This window comes from Chakrabartyella piscis (genome assembly GCA_030067835.1).
Classification (GTDB): domain Bacteria; phylum Bacillota; class Clostridia; order Lachnospirales; family Anaerotignaceae; genus Chakrabartyella; species Chakrabartyella piscis.
In genome coordinates this window covers 1,466,844-1,486,941 of record CP092441.1, presented here as the reverse complement: position 1 = coordinate 1,486,941, position 20,098 = coordinate 1,466,844, and the positions used below count along the sequence as shown (strand labels likewise).

Sequence of the window (20,098 nt, the reverse complement as noted above, 5' to 3'; positions counted from 1 at the left end):
TATGGAGGTTTATTATGCGTACATATCAAATAGTTGCAGATAGTGCAACAGATTTTACAATGGCACAGGCAGAAGCTTTGCATGTCAAGCTGGTTCCTTTCTCTGTTACCTTTGACAGTTCTACTGTTTACACAGAACACAAAGATTTGACCACAGATGAATTTTATGAAAAAGTGATTCATGAAGCGGCATTTCCAAAGACTTCTCAACCAACCATTCAACACTATTTGGACGTATTTGAACCTATCATCAAAGCAGGCAATGATATCCTTTGTGTTTGTTTGACATCTGGCGTAAGCGGTTCTTATCAAAGTGCTTTCAATGCAAAAAATATGTTAGAAGAAGCACATCCAGAAGCAAAAATTTGTGTTGTGGATACTTTGCAAGCAACTGGTTCCGAACATTTGGTTGCTCATCAAGCAATTGCTATGCGTGATGCTGGTGTTCCTCTTGTAGAGGCAGCAGAAAAATTGGAAAACATTGCTCATAACCACTGTAAATTGTTCTTCTCCATGGACAATTTGGATCATATGGTAAAAGGTGGACGCATTGGAAAAGCTGCCGGTTTGGCTTCCAATATTTTGAATATCAAAGCGATTTTGACACTTGTCGATGGTGTTGTGCATCCTGCTGCAAAAGTGCGTAGTACAAAAAAAGTATTCGCATTTATGAAAAACGACTTAGATACTGTTGTTGGTGGAAACAAATCCGATTACCAAGTGCAAGTTATTTACACCAGTTCTCAAAAATTAGATGCTGCAAAACAATTTATGCAAGAACTTGTTGATGATGGCTATGAAGTTGCTGGTGACGCTCCTGTGCAATTGGGTCTTTGCATGGGTTCTCATGGTGGTCCTCTTTTGGTTGGTCTTGCTTACTGTAAAAAATATACAGCACTTTAATATTAATTTTTTACCGCTCATTATGGGCGGTTTTTTTATTGTGATATGATTTGTATGATATGTAGGCTCCACATAGGTAAGCCCCTACAGTTGGCTATTTTACTATTAAAAATTTTATCTAAAAAAATAAGAGCAGCCACACAGACTGCCCTATCATTCTAAATGATTGAATTCATATATTCGTTTTGCAATTACAACAAACGCTCTGTTTTAGGTTTAGGTTTAGATAAAAAATTTTTGAATTGGCATCCGCTATCCCTATATGTTTTTTACATATTTATCACAATCTTGACTTGGAACACCTTTTTTTCTTCGGAAAATTGAATTTCACCATTGTATTTTTTTACATAACTCACCATGCTATGGGTGCCAATTCCATGTCCCGCTATTGCTTTTGGCATCCCATTATGGAATTCCACACTTTCACTACAACTATTTTTACATTCTATGACCAATTTACCATACTTTTCCTGCATATGGAATGTAATAAATGGTGATTTACACACCAAACTTGCGTGATATGCATTCTCCAACATATTGGAAATGATGACTGCCAAATCTATGGTTGCAAATTGTGATTCAGCTGGCAATACTGCAAATGACTGAAATAAAATGTTTTGTTTGCTTGCTTTCCCCTTGTAGATAACAAGAACACTATTGATGGTATCATCATTACACAATTCTTCGAAACGCCATTTTTCCTGTTCTTCTTCCAAATTCCCAACATACTCCAGCAATTGTTCTATTTGTCCATTTTTTGCAAATTCTGAAATCAACAAGTTATGATGTCTTTCATCATGACGATATCTTTGATATGTTGTCTTAATTTCTTCCAATTGCTCAATTTGAACTTTCAGCAATTGTGTTTGCAAAATCATTTCTCTGGATCTTGCTTTTTCGCTCATAAAGACAACCATTCTATACAAGCCAGAAATGACAAATGCATTCATAATAAATAAGTAAAGAATATGTATCAATGCACCTATGTTTTCAGAATCGCTTTTGATGAAGTCTACACAATAATTGGAAAACAGAACAAACATCATCATTGCAATGACATTGATGGAAAACCAACCTTTTTCTACATAAGCAAAGATTCGCATAAATTTTCTTCTATATCTTCGACCATATAAATATATCAGTGTCCCATATAGACCCAAATATGCTATAAGCCCCCAAGGGAAAATAGTGAAATACCTTTGTCCCAAAACAATGACAATGAGTATCATTATAAAGACCATGCTATAAGCAATACCAATGAATATGTTCTTTCCCATTGCACCAGTGTTTGTCAGCAGGTATATCAGAAAATATAGTAAGAAAGTGCTAAAGTACAAAATTTTAATTGCTGATTCTGAAAAAATAACACTCGCATACAAACCAAAAGCCACCGACAGCAAGCAGGTGGCACTCCAAATACATATGGAAGTTTTGGTGGAATATTTCCTTTCACTAATGGTATAAAAGGCTATTGAATGACATAGATAGACTATAATTAAACTTGACATTATTAACATATTGTTCTCCTTAAATCCCAATTTGAAGCACAGCTTTGATTTTATTTAATAAAAACCAAAATACTTTTGCTGTAAAGAACTATATGCTCCTCTAGGAATTGGAATTTCCACATCGTTTGTTAGAATTATATATTTTCGATTCATCATTTTGACATGTTGCAACCCTACAATATAGGCCTTTCCACAAGGAACAAACGCAGATTCAGATGCCAACTGTTCCTTAATAAATTTCATTGTAGTTCTAACTTTGCACACAGCACCACTTTTCATGTGCAAATACTGATAATTCCCTTGTGATTCACAGTACATCAAATCATTTAAATCAATGCGTTCATTTCCATTTTCTGTTGCAATCACAAAGAGTTTTTCCGACTGTTGCATTTTGTATTCACAAAATTCTTCCATGACTTCATTGAATTTTTCCACTTCTAATGGCTTTAGTAAATAATTAAATGCATGAACTGAAAATGCATCCAATGCAAACTCATCTGATAGTGTTAGAAAAATAATTGGTATGGATTTATTCCTTTTTCGTATTTCCTTTGCAACTTCAATGCCATTTTTTCCATCCATACAAATATCCAAAAAAATCAAATCAAACACCAGATTTTCTGACATTGCTACAAGAAGCTCTTCTCCACTTGCATATGCCACTGTAGTACATAAAACGCCTTTTCTTTTCCCATATTCTTTTACACTTTTTATAAGAAATCTTCTGTCTGCTGATAAATCGTCACAAATTGCAATTTGCATATCCATTCACCCCTTAGAAACGTTAATCTTTTGTATTGAATTTATTGTAATAGTATCAGATAATATCTTTAGAGTCAATACGTTTTACCTTCCAAAAAAAGGAAGCTACGTCACATGTTCATCACATTTGTATTGAATTTAAATAATCCTCTATATGCTCCATATATCTTGCATACCTAAGAATAATATGGTATGCTGTATCCTTAAGGTGGCGGGAGTTGAACCCATTCGGTTCAATTCCCACCCCTTTAACATGTGAAGAATTGAATGATGAGGAGACTTTTGTATGTATAATAATGATATTTTGGTGCGTTTGCGTTATGCTTTTGATATCAAAGATGATGTGATGATGGAAATTTTTGCACTTGGTGATGTTACAATTAATAATGAAGATTTACAGAAAATGTTGGTGAGCCAAAACTCTATTTTGGATGAAGATATGGAAAATCCAGATAAGTTTTTGCTGTGTTCCTTCAAAAATTTGGAAAGCTTTTTGAATGGATTCATTATCTACAAACGTGGCAAACAAGAACCAAAAGAAGGTCAAACACCACAAGCACCTGCCTATGTAATGAACCAAAAGAACTGTAATAATTTATTGCTCAAGAAAGTAAAAATTGCATTAAATTTCTCCAGTGAAGATATGTTGGAAGTGTTCAAAGCTGCTGGCATCACTGTTTCTAAGGGTGAATTGGGTGCATTGTTCCGCAAAGAAGGTCACAAAAATTACAAAGAATGTGGCGATAAATTTGCTAGAAACTTCTTGAAAGGTTTGGCGATTCAGTATAGAGGATAATCATTTTCAATAGATATACGGCAGCAGCAAGCCACTGCCCTACAAATTTTGTGCATGTTTGGGATTCCCTATGTTAACTTATATGCAAAAAAGACGATGGATTTCTCCACCGTCATTTGAGCCCCTTTTGGGGTTCTTTTTTATAGCATAATATCAATCAAGGTTTCTTTTGCCAAGCCATGGAAATACTTCTCCACTTCCACATCTGCCAATGCTTCTTCCAATGTTTCTCGTTTCAATTCCACACCTACAAGAATATCTTCCATTCCAGAAGTATCCAAAATACCAAAGAAGTCGCCAAAGAATTGGATTTCTACAATTTTACCTTCTTTTGTGTTCATATGTGCTTCAATTTTGCCACAACCATCAATTCTACGTTCTTTGATTGCTGTATATTCTGGGGATCTACCATAGTTCCATTCCCATTTGTCATAACGTTCTGCTTTGATTGCTTCGACTTCTGCAATTTGAGCTTCTGTCAAAGTAATTTCTTCAATTGCACCATCACCAAGGATATGTTTCACAAGCAAATTTTCAAAATCAGCCAATGTAATATCTTCTTGCAAGAAAGGTTTGATATTGGTGACGCGACTTTTTACAGATTTGATTGCTTTGGATTGGAATTTATCACCAGCCACATTGAGCACTGCTGCCACCAACTCCAAGTCTGAATCAAACATCAAAGTACCATGATGCATAATTCTACCTTCTTTAAGATATTGGGAATTGCCAGAAAATTTCTTTTCGCCAATGGTGATATCATTTCTACCATTGACTTTTGCATCTACACCCAATTCTTGTAACAAGGATTCCACTGGTTTGCAGAACAATTTGATATCCAAATCGCCTACTTCCTTTGCATCCATAATAAAAGTGAAATTCAAATTCCCCATATCATGATACACTGCACCACCACCAGAAAGTCTACGCACAACCGTAACGCCTTTTTCTTCGATGATTTTTGGATTCACTTCACCAAAAGTGTTTTGGTTTTTGCCTACCACAACTGTATTTGCGTTTTGCCAAAGCATAAAATATTCTTTGCTGCGATCCATTTTGTCAAAAACATATTGCTCCAATGCCAAATTGAAAGCTGGATCTGTAGATGGTGATTTCAAATATGCCATTGCCATGTGAATTCCTCCTAGGTTATATTTACGGGCGAACACATAGGTTCGCCCCTACACATACTTATTGTAGGTTAGTGGCTTGCTGCTGCATTTCACTTTATTTGCACTTTTCTGCTACAATTGCAACGAAATCTGTCAAGGAAACATCTTCTTTTTCACCAGATTCCATTTCTTTGAGGGAAATGATGCCACTTTCCAATTCCCCATCGCCAATAATTGCAGAATATCTTGCTCCAATTTTATTTGCATATTTCATTTGTGCTTTCACACCACGTTCTACTGTATCGCAATCTGCAAGAATACCTTGTTTACGAAGTGCCAAAGTCATACCTTGTGCTTTGATGTGACCAGCTTGTCCCATAGAACCGATGTAAATATCACGTTTTGGTTCATTGACAATTGCACCGTTTTGACGTTCCAAAATCATAACCAAACGTTCGATACCCAAGCCAAAGCCAACAGCTCCTGTAGGTTTGCCACCACATTCTTCAATCAATTTATCGTATCGACCACCACCACAAACGGTCAAACCATTTGCAACAAATTCAAATACAGTTCTGGTGTAATAATCTAAACCACGAACGATTTTGGGGTCTACTGTAAATGGAATTTCCATTTCTGTCAAAATATCTTGTACTTTTTGGAAATGAGCAGTACATTCTTCATCCAAACAATCCAAAACAGAAGGTGCATTTGCAATGATCGCTTGACAACCAGTTTCTTTGCAATCCAATACACGCAATGGATTTTTTTCAAAACGTTCTTTGCAAGTTGGACAAAGTTTATCCAAATTTGCACCAATGAATTCTTTCAAAGTTCTATTGTACTCTGCTCTACAGTCTGGACATCCCAAACTATTGATGCGAAGTTCCACACCTTCGATACCCATTTCATCCAACAAAGCGGTTGCAACAGAAATGGATTCTGCATCTTGTGCTGCACTATAGGAGCCAAGGATTTCCACACCAAATTGATGGAATTGACGTTGACGACCTGCCTGTGTATTTTCACAGCGAAAGGTTGGAGAAATGTAGTACAATTTTGTAGGTTGTGCTTGGTTGTGCATACCGTGTTCGATATAAGCACGAGCCACACCTGCTGTTCCTTCTGGACGCAAAGTCAAGCTTCTATTGCCATCATCTGTGAAGGTGTACATTTCTTTTTGCACGATATCTGTTGTTTCGCCAACACCACGCACAAACAATTCTGTAAACTCAAATGCTGGTGTACGAATTTCGCCAATACCAAATGTTTCGCAAATGGTACGCATTCTTTTTTCTATATCCTGCCAAAGTTTCACTTCAGCACCCATAATATCTTTTGTTCCTTTTACCAATTGTATCATTTGAGTCCTCCTAAACCGATTCGTTTGCGATCAATCATTTCATCTATACGTGCAATGTATTCTTCTACACCTTTTACATTGAAAATACGTTCCAATTTATCTGTTTTGGCATCGTATGTTTTGGTGCTGCCACCGCAACCCACTGCCAAAATCGTTTGTTTTTCTTCCATAATTTGAATGTTATACGCACCCTCTTTGCCAACAGTGCAATATCCCACATTTTCAAAATTACCCACCATATTTTTTTGACGATACATATAATATGGTTCCATATGCAGTTTCTTAGCATAGTCTTCTGCTACCACAAGCATTTTGTCTAAGATTTCTGCTGTGGTCATTTGATGTTGGTCAAATTCTTCTTTCAAACGAGAAGCACGTTTCACAGCCAATGTATGCACTGTCACATTATCTGGTTGTAATTTCATGATTTCAGCAAAAGTACGTTCCACATGCTCCACTGTTTCATCTGGTAATCCCAAAATCAAGTCCATATTGATGTTTTCGTGACCCAATTCACGTGCTTCGTGGAATACACGTTTGATATCCTCTACACTATGTTTTCTACCGATTGCTTTTAGGGTATCTTCATTCATAGTCTGTGGGTTGATGGAAATACGATTCACACCATATGCCTTCATCAAGCGAAGTTTTTCCTTTGTGATGGTATCTGGTCTGCCTGCTTCCACAGTATATTCCATGTCTGAAGTATCAAACAATTCTTCTATCTTTTTGAGCAAACGCTCCAATTGGACTTCGTTCAAAGAAGTTGGTGTACCACCGCCAATGTAGATATTTTTCATTTGGAAGTCCTTGGCATAGTCACCAATGAAGTCCAATTCTTTGCACATAGCATCCAAATATTCATCCACTCGTTTTTCATATTGTTTCAGCGGATATGCTGTAAAAGAGCAATAAATGCATCTAGTTGGACAGAAAGGAATGCCAATGTATAGGCTCAAATCTCCATCTGAGTTTCCTTCCAAAATACGTTGTTCTGCTTTTGCCACTTTTATGGTCAATTCTGCTTTGTTGGGCATCACCAAATAATCTTCTGTCAAATAACGGAAGCATTCTGCATCGGATGCACCATCTGCCAACAATGTGCTGACAATTTTCGCTGGTCTCACACCAGTCAAAAGCCCCCATTGTGGTCTAATTCTAAGTTCAGCTTTGAGAAGTTCATAAATAGTACGTTTCACCAGTCTTCTGGATTCTTTTGGAGTCAGTGGTTCCAAATATTCCATTGACCAGGCTCTTTGTTTGGTTCCATCAAGAAAAAGCACCGCTTCCGCTGTGCCATTTTCTAATATGCTTTTGACGGTAATACCTTCTGTTGCAACATCTTCCACCAAAGCGTAATGTTCATTTGCGTAAAACACTTGTACCATAGTTTGCACATCATTTTGCAAGCTATGACCTTTCAATTGATATGATATCATTTTATATTTCCTTATTATTTACGGATGAGCAATGCTCATCCCTACATCTTTTCAATATATACTACGATTAGAATAGTTTTTCGCTATCCAAAAGCAATGTAACAGGACCATCATTTACCAAGCTTACTTTCATATCTGCTTGGAATTGACCTGTTGCCACTTTTTTCACAGGCAATGCTTTTGCTTTTTCACAGAATTTTGCAAACAACTCCGCTGCCACATCAGGTGCTGCACCAGAAGAATATCCTGGTCTTCTACCTTTTCTGCAATCTCCATACAATGTGAAGTTTGGCACAATGAGAAGTTCTCCTGCAATATCCAAAAGAGAAAGATTCATTTTGCCATTTTCATCTTCAAAAATACGCAAATTGATGATTTTATCCAACATATAATCCATTGTTTTGTCGGTGTCAGTGCCAAGCATACCCACAAGCACCATAATGCCTTTGCCTGCTGCACCAATCATTTCACCTTCTACAACAACGTTTGCTTCTGTAATTCTTTGTAAAACTGCTCTCATATTTCCTCCTGCTACCAATCTATAAGATTCTTCGTCATTTCATTCCTCTGAATGACAGTTCAATTTACACCCTAGTCATTTCATCCTTTAAAATGACAAAACGATTTAGATTTTATTTTATCCAGTTACACGTGTGATTTCCAATACGCCTTTGACACCCAAAATACGTTTTGTGACACGTTCCAATTGTTCCTTGGTACGAATTTCCATTGTGATATTGAAAATCGCCAAGAAATCCTTTGTGGTTCTGATGTTGAAGCCTTTGACTGGAATGTCTTCATCTGCAATTAATCGACTGACCTCAAACAAAAGTCCTGTTCTATCCCTAGAAACCACGCAAATTTCAGCTGCATAGGCTGCACTTAAAATTTCACCCTTGGTGTAATGAGAATCCCATTCAGCACCAATCAAACGACCACGTTCGTCTTCACTCAAGTTCATCACATTGACACAGTCGGTTCTATGGATGGTCACACCACGTCCACGAGTGACAAAACCAATGATTTCATCTCCTGGAACTGGACTGCAACATTTTGAGAAACGAACCGCAACATCGCCAACACCTTCCACCACAATGCCACTTTTACTTTTTTTGCGTTTGATTTGTGGTTTGGTATCCACCAATTTTCCCAAAACTTCTTCTGGATTTTCTGGTGGTTGCAATTTTTTCTTTTCTTTTTCAAATTCATCAATCAAACGATTGGCAACTTGACCTTCTTTGATCCCACCAAAACCAATGGCAGCCATCATAGAATCCCAAGTTTTGAAATCGTATTTATCTTTTGCAATATCCATCCATTCAGGTCTCAAAAGATCTGATGCCACATATCCTTTTTTCTTAATTTCTGCAAGCAACAACTCTTTACCACGTAGGATATTGTCTTCTTTTTCTTCTTTTTTGAACCATTGTTTGATTTTATTTCTGGCTTGTGTACTCTTCACCAATTTCAACCAGTCACGACTTGGACCTTTTGAATTTTGGGAAGTCATAATTTCCACAATATCGCCATTTTGCACTTTATAATCAATGGTAACCATTTTGCTATTGACACGAGCTCCAACCATCTTATTGCCAACAGCTGAATGCACCATATACGCAAAGTCAATTGGTGTGGAATCTTTTGGCAATTGCACAACCTTACCTTGTGGTGTAAAAGCATATACTTGAGAAGTATATACATTCAAATCGCCTTTGATTGCAGAAAGATATTCTGTATTATCAGACATATCCTTTTGCCATTCCAAGATTTGACGCAACCAAACGAGTTTTGCTTCTTCATTTTGTGTGGCATCTTGTCCTGCATGACCTTCTTTGTATTTCCAATGGGCTGCGATACCATATTCACTGGTTCTGTGCATATCCCAAGAACGAATTTGAATTTCAAATGGTTGTCCATTGGGACCAATCAATGTGTTGTGCAAAGATTGATACATATTTTGTTTTGGCATTGCAATATAATCTTTGAAACGACCAATCATAGGGGTATACATGGTATGTACAATCCCCAAAACTGCATAACAATCTTTGACATCGTCTACAATGGCACGCACTGCAAACAAGTCATAAATCTGGTCAATTGTTTTATTTTGGTTACGCATTTTTTTATGAATACTAAAGAAATGCTTACTTCTACCTTCAATTTTGCCTTTGATACCAGCTTCTTCCATTTTGGCTCTGACTTCATCCACAATATTGTTAACGAATGCTTCACGTTCCACACGTTTCTTTTCAATTTTGGTTGCCAAGTCAAAATAGGCTTCTGATTCCAAGTACTTGAAACAAAGATCTTCCATTTCAATACGAATTTTGGAAATCCCCAAACGATGTGCAATAGGAGCGTAAATATCCAATGTTTCTTGGGCTTTTTCTCTTTGTTTTGCCAAAGTCATATAGTTCAAGGTACGCATATTATGGAGTCTATCCGCCAATTTGATCAAAATAACACGAATATCCTTTGCCATTGCCAAGAACATTTTTCTATAGTTTTCTGCTTGCATTTCTTCCTTTGTAGAGTAGGAAAGTTTACCCAATTTGGTAACACCATCCACAAGAATTGCAATTTCTTCACTGAATAGGTTGGTGATATCCTCATAGGTATACACTGTATCTTCAATGACATCATGCAAAATCCCTGCAACAATGGATTCCATATCCAATTCCAACTCTGCCAAAATATAAGCCACTTTGAGTGGATGAATGATATATGGCTCTCCAGATTTTCTCTTTTGATCCTTATGTGCATCTACAGCCAAATGATATGCCTTTTCAATCCATGCAAAATCTTTAGATGGATGGTACTTTTGAATTTTTGCAATCAACTCTTGGTACAATTGTTCCTCTACTGTCATATCATTCACCCCCTTTTTTTATTTTATAATGAAACTGTAAGATTTATTATACTGCTTTCACAAAGTTTTTTCAAGTAATTTGGATGGATTTACAACATTTTTTACAAATCTATCGTCATTTTTTCTGATAAAATTCGCACAAGACTTTCATCCACTCTTTCTTCTGTCAATCTACCTGTATCATACGCTTCCAACAAAGCAGCATATGCCTCATGGTAGTCTTCTGGCATCAATACAATATCCACACCTGCTAAAATGGACATAACACATGCTTCTCCAGCACCGTAATATTGGACAATGGCTTGCATATTCATAGCATCTGTAATGACAATGCCATCATATCCAAGGTTGTTACGCAACAAATCCACAGATTCTTTGGATAAAGTTGCTGGCAAATGATCAGAAGTTGCATTTGGTGTTTGAATGTGTCCCACCATAACAAATTTGACGCCTGCTGCAATCCCTTCTTTAAATGGTAAAAATTCCACCAATTCCAATCTTTCCAAATCATGGTCTACATATACAGAACCATCATGGCTATCTCCAGCTGTATCACCATGTCCCGGGAAATGTTTCACACAACCATATACCCCTGTTTCTTGGATGGCTTCTACAAATGCGCCTACCATATCTGCTGCAAAGAATGGATCAGAAGAGTAAGCACGTGTGCCAATAACTGTATTTTCTGGATTGGTATTGACGTCTGCAACAGGTGCAAAGTCCACATTAAAACCCAAATCAAATAAAGTTTCACCAATGACAGTTCCCACACGTGATACTTCTTCTACAGTGCCTAAAGTTGCTGCATCTGGAATCACTTCATGTGGAATTTCACTTTTGTTGAGTCTGGAAACCAAGCCACCTTCTTCATCTACACCAATAAACATGGGAATATCAGACAATGCTTTGATATCTGAAATCAAAGTTTTGGTTTGCTCTGCTGTATCCAGATTTTCTGCAAATAAAACCACACCACCCAAGTTGTAGTTGGCAATGGCTTCTGCTGCTGTTTCTGACAATTCTGTCATAGGTGTGCCATCTGCATTGGTACGAAAATCACACATTAAGAGTTGTCCAATTTTTTCTTCAATGGTCATGGTGTCCATCAAAGCTGAAACTTGTTCTTCTAAGGTGAGTTCTGTATTTTCCATAATTGCTTCTGCAGTTACTTCTGGAATCACATCTTCTGTTGCTTCTGCTTCTGACGTTTTGCTACATCCACTGAATGCCAATGTTGCCATCAGAGGTAATAAAATCCATTTATTGTTTTTCATATTTGCTCCTTTTTGTTTCTACTTTAGTGATATATTATATCAAATGCTTATAATCTGTAGGATGACGGTTGATTCGTGAATCAACCCTACACTGCATGATTGAGTTTGTGGCAATTTATGACGGGATGTCGAGGACGCCATCCCCTACATTACATTACACTACATATTATATAAATAATCTACAATCAATCAGTCAATCAAACAAAACAAGATATTCTAATTATACCTTGTTTTTGGGATTTGGAAAAGGATTTTATTTCTATGATGGTGGTATATTTCTTTACAAAAATCCTACAATTCAAAAAACCAACTCTTTTCATTTTACAATCCTCTGATTTTTCGATATAATGTAATTATCTATGGAAATTTATAACTGAAATTAGGAGAATACAATGAAATTACAGAAACTTTTGAGCTATGTGCGTCGTGCAGTGGATGATTATGATATGATACAAGAAGGTGACAAAATTGCAATTGGCGTATCTGGTGGCAAAGATAGCCTTTGTCTATTGTTGGCATTGAAAAATTTGCAACGTTTTTATCCAAAGAAATTTGAATTGGAAGCCATCACCGTTTCCTTGGGATTGCCTGGTGCCAGTTTTGATGGCATTGCAGCATTGTGTGCAGAAATCGGTGTATCATATCATGTGGTGAATACAGAAATTGGCAATATTATTTTTTATGAAAGAAAAGAAAAAAATCCATGTTCCCTATGTGCAAAAATGCGTAAAGGTGCTTTGAATGACAAAGCCAAAGAATTGGGTTGTAACAAAATCGCTTTGGGTCACAATAAAGATGATGTTGTAGAAACCTTCTTTATGTCTCTATTCTATGAAGGTCGAATCAACTGTTTTGCACCAGTCAGCTATTTGGATCGTATGGATTTGTACTCCATTCGTCCATTGATGTATGTACCTGAATGGGAAGCAAAAAGTTTTATTGTAAAAAGTGGTATTGATATTGTAAAAAATCCATGTCTTGTGGATGGTAATACGAAACGTCAAGAAACAAAGGATTTATTGGAAATTTTGGGAAAAGACTATGATAATTTGCAAGAAAAAGTCTTTGGTGCCATCAAACGCTCCAATTTAAAGGGTTGGAATGGTGAATTGTAAGAGGATGATTTTATGAGCAACTACCAAGCAGAAAGCAAAGAACGTGATATTCAGCGTCTTAGGGAAATTCAACAGGAATTGCCTGATTTTTTGCGTGTTTTTTTCGTTGGGATTGCCCAGACAACTTCTCCAAAAACAAGACTTGCCTATGCATATGACTTGCGTGTGTTCTTCCGTTATTTATTTGAAGAACATCGTGTTTTGGGTGGTGTTGAAAGAAAAGATTTGACGGTTTCATCTTTGGAATCCATTGAATCTGAAGATATTGATTATTTTTTGGAATATCTATCCTATTATATAGCACCTGATTACGAAAATCCTGAAAATGCAACAGAACGTCACAATGAAAACAAAGGTAAATCCAGAAAACTGGCTGCAATTCGTTCCATGTTCAATTATTTTTACAAGAAAAAGAAAATTCCTGCAAATCCTGCTGCAATTGTGGATACACCTAAGCACCATGAAAAGCAAATTGTGCGTTTGGATGTCAATGAAATGGCTGATTTTTTGGATTCTGTAGAATTTGGCAATCATCTAACCGAACGTGAAAAGGTACATCATGAACGTTACAAAGTACGTGATTTGGCTTTGACTACCCTACTTTTGGGTACTGGGATTCGTGTTTCTGAATGTGTTGGTATCAACATCAAAGACATTGATTTTCGCAACAATGCAATTCGCATCATCAGAAAAGGTGGAGACGAAGTGTTCATCTATTTTGGCGATGAGGTAGAAACCGCTTTGCGTGCTTATTTGGAGCAACGTTTGCAAGCAGTGACCAAAGAAGAAAATGAAGAAGCCCTATTTTTATCTTCACAAGGAAAACGTATTCAAGTACGTTCTGTACAAAAACTAGTGAAGAAATATACACAAGGTGTAACATCAAAGAAGATATCCCCACATAAACTACGTAGTACCTATGGCACCAATTTATACCATGAAACAGGCGATATTTATTTGGTTGCAGATGCTTTGGGACATTCTGATGTCAACACCACCAAAAAGCACTATGCTGAAATTGAAGATGCACAAAGACGACGTGCTTCCACCAAAATCAAACTACGAAAGGATTAATCTATGGATGAAAAGAATCTTTTGACACATATCAAGTCCACATATGAAAACAAAGAAGTAAAACCCATTATGAAGGTACGCTATTTTGGCATTATGGCACTGCTGACAGAACGCAATGGTGAACTTTCCTTTGTGCTCAACAAGCGTGCTCCACACATTCGCCAAGGTGGTGATATTTGTTTCCCTGGTGGTCGCCAAGAAGAAAGTGAAAGCCTATGGGAAACCGCTCTTAGAGAAACAGAAGAAGAATTGGGTATTCCAAGGGATGCCATTACCTTCATTGCCAAAAGTGATTATTTGTTGTCTATGCAACGATATTTGCAGCCTTTCATTGGTTATGTACCCTATGAAGTGTTACACGATTCTTTGCCCAATTGTAGTGAAGTTGCTGAAATTTTTACCATACCCCTTTCTCATTTAATGGAAACAACTCCTGAAGTACATCCTTTTGTGATGGATACCATTGTACAAGATGATTTTCCTTTCCATCGCATTGTTGGTGGTAAAGATTATACATTTACCTCTTATCGTATGCCCTGTTATTTTTATGAATACAAAGGTCACTCTATTTGGGGTTTGACTGCAATGATGTTGCATAATATCATCGAAACCATCAAACATGGTCTGTAACAACAAAAACCGAAGTGCTTTATATTGGCACCTCGGTTTCTTTTTTATTCTTCTATACATCCAATGCGAATAAACATCACATCAGATTCTGGTGATTCCAAAGTTGAAACTGCCACATCATAAGATTCTTCCAATAATTGCAACAATACATCTTTTTGGTCAACTGCAATGGATACCTCTACTGCATCCATATCCATTAACATAATCATACCATCTACTTCTGCTACCATTTCTTCCATTTCCAAGAAAAATGCATTCATATCTGTTGCTACAACCTGCCAACTTTCTTGATATGCCAAAGCTTCTGACACACCACTTGCTGTTGACACTGCCATTTCATCCATAGACTCTGTTGTTGTAGTCATTTCTTCTGTATACTCAACTGCAGATTCTTCCATTTCAGCTGTTTCCATTGGTGCATCCATAACCCTAGCTTCTGCCATTGGTGCAGAAGAACTGGATGCAGAATCCGATCCCATATTAAAGAAATTTCCTGTTGTGCTACCAACCACCACCAAACAAACTGCTGCTGCAACAAGCCCCATATTTCTCCATTTGAACTTATCTTTTTTATGTTCTGCAAAAGAAATCACTTTTGTTTCTTTCTTTGCTTCTTGATTGAATTTTTCCATCAAAGTTTCATGGAAATCATCAGGCACATCCACTTCTGGAAGGGTTCCCAACATGTTCTTCATTTGTTTGATTGCTTCCAATTCCCTTTGACACCCTTCACAGTGTGCTATATGATCAGCCATTGCTGTTTTTTCTTCTGATGTCACTGTTTCTTCTAAATAAAACCACATCAATTCCTTGCATGTATCACAATTCATGTTCTACCCCTCCTTTCTTTGTTTATGACGTATGTTTTTCCATTTTGTTCCCATATTTTCAAAATTTCCTGTTGCAATTGCTTTCGCCCTCTGGAAAGCCTTGATTTTACAGTACCCAAACTGGTTTCTGTAATTTCTGCAATTTCTTCATAGGACAATCCTCGTATATCCCGCAATACCACTATGGTTTTGTGTTCTTCAGATAGGGTATCCAAAGCCTGCATAATTTCACTTTGTTCTTCCTTTTGCAAAACCGCTTCTTCTGGTGTTGCATCTGGATCTGCAATTTCTTGTTTCCAGCTACCATCTTCATTTTGCAACTCATTGTCCAAAGATTGTGTTTGTTTGCCCTTACGTTTTCGCATTTCATCAATACAAGTGTTTACTGCAATGCGATACAACCACGTAGAAAATGCTGATCGTTCATCAAATTTATCCAAATAACGATAGGCTTTGATAAACACTTCCTGTGCCATATCATAGGCATCTTCTGAATGATTCATCATCCTAAGTGCCACGTTATAAATCATTTTTTCATATTGTACAATCAAATCTTCAAAAGCCAGCATATCTCCTGCTTTTGCTTTTTTGACCAGCTCCAATTGACGTTGTTTGTTTTCTTGTTCTTGCATCTATTTCACCACCCTTTTTCTTTAGAATTTCTAATTTTTTTGAAAAAATACGGGTGGATATAGAATCCACCCCTACAGACTGTCAAAAAATTCATTTCATTATAAAATTATACAAAAGCAAGACCTTGAAGAACTTTTTTCTATTGCGAAAAGTTCCCCAACCCCTTCAAAAACGCTCTTTTAAAATATTTAAGACCTTAAGGCGTTGCCTTAACAACCACCACCCTTTGAAAAGCGTGGACGTAAACTTTATTCAAAAACATCTTATTTCAAACACAAATTGATAAATATATTTTTCTACAAACTATGAGTGGATATAGAATCTACCCCTACCAATTTTTATATTTTAAGATTCTTCGTCATTTCATTCCTCTGAATGACATTTACATTGTTGTTCCTACTAAGTGATTGTGTACACGTTGCATCAAAATATCCAATGCAACCAAATTATTACCACCTTCCAAAACAATGATATCTGCCATTTTTTTACTTGGTTCCACAAATTGTTCATGCATAGGTTTTACTGTTGTCAAATATTGAGATACAACAGAATCCAAACTTCTGCCACGTTCCTTTACATCTCGTAAAATACGACGCAAAATACGTTCATCTGCATCTGTATCCACAAAGACTTTAATATCCATCAAGTCACGCAATGCTTTGTTTTCAAAAATCAAAATCCCTTCAATGACAATAACCTTTGTTGGGAATATTTCCATTGTATCGTTGGATCTATTGTGGACAGAAAAATCATATATTGGGCATGTGATGGATTTGCCAGAACGCAATTGTTCCAAATGGTCAATCATCAACTCTGTTTCAAATGCATTTGGATGATCATAATTCAAAAGACATCTATCTTCATATGGCATTTCGTCATGACGTTTGTAATAATTATCGTGGTATACCACTGTCACATCTGCACCAAATTTTTCCTTCAAACTATTGGTAAATGTGGTTTTACCGCTACCTGTTCCACCTGCAATACCAATGACCATGATATCTTCCATAAAATCCCTCCAACTTAATCTAATGTTTCGTTTGTACCTAAAATAATTCGAATATCCACACCATCTGGCACTGCGTCTGGTGCTACTTCAATTTTTGCATCGTTAAAATATTGCAACAAATCTTCACCAATTCCATCTTCTTGGACTTGGATTCTGGTATAGGAATTGCGGTCGCCACCATAAGTGGTTGGTTCTGCCATTTGGTAGCCAGCATCTTCCAACATTGTGCTCTTGTTGCCAGCCAAACCACTGACACTACCACCATTGGAAACCTCAATGATCAAATCTTTTGTATCTACAATTTCAACTTCCTCTTCCACTTCTACCTCTTCATCCTCAATGGCAGAAGTTGGCAACAAAGTGGTTACTGGTGTTACGCTATAGAAGATTTCGTCTACCAATTCTTTGGTTTCGTCTACATAATGCAAGTAATAGGAAACACCACCAATGTATTGACCATAACCAGGCAAAGTATATGCCTCCATTTTATCCATATCAATGGTATCCACATAGTTGATGTATTTCAATGCATCTGTCAATGTGACATCTGTATCCACATATTCATACAAAACAGAAATCAAATCTGGTAAATTTTTCAATATGGTTTCTGTGCTGACAATTTTATCTGCCAAAGCTGCAATAAAGTCTTGTTGCACTGCCACACGTCCAATATCTGCATTGTCATAACCACGATAACGCACCAAAGCCTGTGCTGCTGCACCATCCAAAAGTTGATACCCTTCTTCTAAGTCGATTACGATATCCCCTGTATCAGACATATCTTTATACATATCTTCAGCAACATAGAATTCTACGCCACCAATGGCATCTACAATTGCAGTGAATGCTTCCAAGTCTACCTTCACATAATGGTCAATGGAAATACCAAGCAAATCTTCAATTTGCATCACTGCACCTTGGGCACCATAGTCTTTGCCACCATATGCATACACAGAATTGAATTTGCCTACATAGTCATATCCTCTACCATTTGCACTATAGTATTGACGTACTTCATCACAGAAGGTGATTCTAGTGTCCCTTGGAATAGACAAAATGCTGATTTCGCCAGTTGCACTTTCAAAATGCACCACCATACAAGTATCAGAACGTTCACTACCTGTATCCACATCAACACCAAAGATTGCCACATTCATTTTGATATTTTTCTTTAGGAGTGCGTCCAAGAAACTGGCATCAGATGCATTTGTACTCAAAACACCATTTTCTGTGATTTCCTCATCTGCAAAGGGCATTTGTCCAGTTACTTTATAGTAGGCAAAGCATCCGCCACCTGCCAAAATTACAAAAGCCAAAACAATTGCACAAACAGTTTTGCAAAACAATGTCACCAAACGTCCTTTGTTCCCTGAACTTGTACTTCTTTTGGTTTTTTTTGTTTTCTTGGGTTTCTTGCTTTTTTGCTTTAATCTCATTTTAGTCCACCTATATCTTTCATCGAATTTGCAGATCTTTATGCAACCTCATCTTCTGTTACATCAATTGGTGCAGTTACTTCCACTTTACCATAAACCAATTCGTCAATCAATTCTTTGGTTCCTTCCACATCATGATCAAAGTAAGAACCACCTTCACCTGGTATGGTGACCATAGTTACCTTTGATAAGTCGATTTGTGGTAAGTATTGCAAATAACCCAAAGCATCTGCCAAGGTTACATTGCTTTCTGTATTGTCCAAAGCCACTTTTACCAAATTATCCATATTATTCAACAAAGATTCTGTACTCATGATTTTTTCCATAAACGCTGTCATAAACGCTTGTTGGGTTTCAATACGTGCCAAATCTTTTGCAGCATATCCTTCTCTAAAACGAACCAATTGTTCTGCTGCTTCTCCATTTAGATGTTGATATCCTTCTTGCAAATCAATGATTGGACCACCTGTATCAGACATATCCCAGTACATATCCATTGGTACATACATATCCACGCCACCAATTGCATCTACAATGTCAATAAATCCATCTATATTGACCTTCACATAGTAATCTATTTCCACATCCAATATCTTTTCCATCATTGCAACAGAAAATGTATTGCGATTGCCAGAACCAGCATATGCATGTACTTCTGTCAGCTTACATTGACCATATACACCATTTTGTTCTGGTACATATCGATCCAAACTTTCCAAATAGGAAGTCATATCTGGTGTCATGGTAACTCTTGTATCCCTTGGAACAGAAATCAAATTGATTGCCATAGTATCCATATTGAAATTCACTAGGAAATTGACATCTGCTCTATATCCATCTTCATCTGTTGCAAACACAGCAATATTCACCATTTGGTCTGATGTTTTCACTGGTGCTGATGAAGAAACTGTGAAATTCACTGCTTGGAAATCAGAAACTTCTGCTTTGCTTTCCCAAGTTTTGATGGTCACCATTGCTTTGGAGCCAGCATATACAACACCAAAGAAAATTGCCAAAACCACAAGCCAAATGACAATACGCAAATTTTGTTTCTTTTTCTTTGCTTCTTTTTTTCTACGAATTCTTCTATTGCGTTGCATTGCGTCAAATTCTGGTCTATATTCACGTTGTTCCTTTTCTGGTCTATGATAATATTCCAGTTCTTGTTTTTCTTCTCTATGTCTTCGTGTTCGTTTCACATCTTGTTTTCTATTTTCTTTATAACGTTTTTCATGGTTTTGTCTTGGTCTGCGTTGACCATCCCATTTGGAACGCTGTTCATCTTTATTTGACATTTGAATCTCCTTATGTTAAATAACATACTTATCCATTGTATCATACAAGGT

Annotated in this window: 18 protein-coding genes; 5 read left to right on the top strand and 13 right to left on the bottom strand. The window is 36.9% G+C overall.

Going from position 1 to position 20,098, the window contains the following annotated elements; translation table 11 throughout:
* The first annotated feature begins 14 nt into the window (after positions 1-14).
* Positions 15-902 carry a DegV family protein gene (locus MJY40_RS06595; protein WP_317856200.1) on the top strand — a complete coding sequence of 296 codons (888 nt, stop codon included), beginning with the start codon at positions 15-17 and terminating at the stop codon, positions 900-902.
* 269 nt (positions 903-1,171) lie between these two features.
* Here the strand turns inward: MJY40_RS06595 and MJY40_RS06590 are convergent, their stop codons facing one another.
* Positions 1,172-2,005 (bottom strand): sensor histidine kinase, encoded by an 834-nt coding sequence (locus MJY40_RS06590; RefSeq protein ID WP_317856199.1) that lies wholly within the window; start codon positions 2,003-2,005, stop codon positions 1,172-1,174.
* A gap of 459 nt (positions 2,006-2,464) precedes the next feature.
* The gene (locus MJY40_RS06585) at positions 2,465-3,172 is read right to left on the bottom strand and encodes a LytR/AlgR family response regulator transcription factor (RefSeq protein WP_317856198.1); all 708 of its coding nucleotides are present in this window, start codon (positions 3,170-3,172) and stop codon (positions 2,465-2,467) included.
* Positions 3,173-3,458: 286 nt separating this feature from the next.
* Between MJY40_RS06585 and MJY40_RS06580 the strand changes: the two genes are divergently transcribed.
* Positions 3,459-3,968, top strand: a complete 510-nt coding sequence (locus MJY40_RS06580; RefSeq protein WP_317856197.1) for a YehS family protein — start codon at positions 3,459-3,461, stop codon at positions 3,966-3,968.
* Positions 3,969-4,108: 140 nt separating this feature from the next.
* On the opposite strand, the gene MJY40_RS06575 is transcribed toward MJY40_RS06580, so the two are convergent.
* The 6 genes from MJY40_RS06575 to MJY40_RS06550 form a co-directional block, all read right to left on the bottom strand.
* Entirely contained in the window at positions 4,109-5,101 is a 993-nt protein-coding gene (locus MJY40_RS06575) for a lipoate--protein ligase (protein WP_317856196.1), read from the bottom strand.
* A 94-nt stretch (positions 5,102-5,195) separates the two neighbouring features.
* Entirely contained in the window at positions 5,196-6,443 is a 1,248-nt protein-coding gene (gene hisS, locus MJY40_RS06570) for a histidine--tRNA ligase (protein WP_317856195.1), read from the bottom strand.
* The gene (hemZ, locus tag MJY40_RS06565; RefSeq protein WP_317856194.1) at positions 6,440-7,882 is read right to left on the bottom strand and encodes a coproporphyrinogen dehydrogenase HemZ; all 1,443 of its coding nucleotides are present in this window, start codon (positions 7,880-7,882) and stop codon (positions 6,440-6,442) included. The genes hisS and hemZ overlap by 4 nt, the downstream gene beginning before the upstream one ends.
* Positions 7,883-7,949: 67 nt before the next feature.
* Positions 7,950-8,402, bottom strand: coding sequence for a D-aminoacyl-tRNA deacylase (gene dtd, locus MJY40_RS06560; protein ID WP_317856193.1), 453 nt, complete (start codon positions 8,400-8,402; stop codon positions 7,950-7,952).
* A 117-nt stretch (positions 8,403-8,519) separates the two neighbouring features.
* Positions 8,520-10,751: a RelA/SpoT family protein gene (locus MJY40_RS06555; RefSeq protein ID WP_317856192.1), complete on the bottom strand. Its 2,232-nt coding sequence runs from the start codon at positions 10,749-10,751 to the stop codon at positions 8,520-8,522.
* Between the two features lie 101 nt (positions 10,752-10,852).
* Positions 10,853-12,025, bottom strand: coding sequence for a glycoside hydrolase family 3 N-terminal domain-containing protein (locus tag MJY40_RS06550; RefSeq protein ID WP_317856191.1), 1,173 nt, complete (start codon positions 12,023-12,025; stop codon positions 10,853-10,855).
* 392 nt (positions 12,026-12,417) lie between these two features.
* Between MJY40_RS06550 and MJY40_RS06545 the strand changes: the two genes are divergently transcribed.
* From MJY40_RS06545 to MJY40_RS06535, 3 genes are read left to right on the top strand one after another with little or no spacing between them, the layout of a single operon-like run.
* Positions 12,418-13,140 carry a tRNA 2-thiocytidine biosynthesis TtcA family protein gene (locus tag MJY40_RS06545; protein ID WP_317856190.1) on the top strand — a complete coding sequence of 241 codons (723 nt, stop codon included), beginning with the start codon at positions 12,418-12,420 and terminating at the stop codon, positions 13,138-13,140.
* Positions 13,141-13,152: 12 nt separating this feature from the next.
* Entirely contained in the window at positions 13,153-14,214 is a 1,062-nt protein-coding gene (locus MJY40_RS06540; RefSeq protein WP_317856189.1) for a tyrosine-type recombinase/integrase, read from the top strand.
* A 3-nt stretch (positions 14,215-14,217) separates the two neighbouring features.
* Positions 14,218-14,844 carry an NUDIX hydrolase gene (locus MJY40_RS06535; protein WP_317856188.1) on the top strand — a complete coding sequence of 209 codons (627 nt, stop codon included), beginning with the start codon at positions 14,218-14,220 and terminating at the stop codon, positions 14,842-14,844.
* A gap of 44 nt (positions 14,845-14,888) precedes the next feature.
* Here MJY40_RS06535 and MJY40_RS06530 read toward each other — a convergent pair whose 3' ends face one another.
* From MJY40_RS06530 to MJY40_RS06510, 5 genes are all read right to left on the bottom strand, one after another.
* Positions 14,889-15,674 (bottom strand): anti-sigma factor family protein, encoded by a 786-nt coding sequence (locus MJY40_RS06530; RefSeq protein ID WP_317856187.1) that lies wholly within the window; start codon positions 15,672-15,674, stop codon positions 14,889-14,891.
* Positions 15,671-16,306: a sigma-70 family RNA polymerase sigma factor gene (locus MJY40_RS06525; RefSeq protein WP_317856186.1), complete on the bottom strand. Its 636-nt coding sequence runs from the start codon at positions 16,304-16,306 to the stop codon at positions 15,671-15,673. The genes MJY40_RS06530 and MJY40_RS06525 overlap by 4 nt, the downstream gene beginning before the upstream one ends.
* Positions 16,307-16,689: 383 nt before the next feature.
* Positions 16,690-17,316: a uridine kinase gene (gene udk / locus MJY40_RS06520; RefSeq protein ID WP_317856185.1), complete on the bottom strand. Its 627-nt coding sequence runs from the start codon at positions 17,314-17,316 to the stop codon at positions 16,690-16,692.
* A 14-nt stretch (positions 17,317-17,330) separates the two neighbouring features.
* Entirely contained in the window at positions 17,331-18,752 is a 1,422-nt protein-coding gene (locus MJY40_RS06515; RefSeq protein WP_317856184.1) for an LCP family protein, read from the bottom strand.
* Between the two features lie 38 nt (positions 18,753-18,790).
* The gene (locus MJY40_RS06510) at positions 18,791-20,047 is read right to left on the bottom strand and encodes an LCP family protein (RefSeq protein ID WP_317856183.1); all 1,257 of its coding nucleotides are present in this window, start codon (positions 20,045-20,047) and stop codon (positions 18,791-18,793) included.
* Positions 20,048-20,098: the final 51 nt, after the last annotated feature.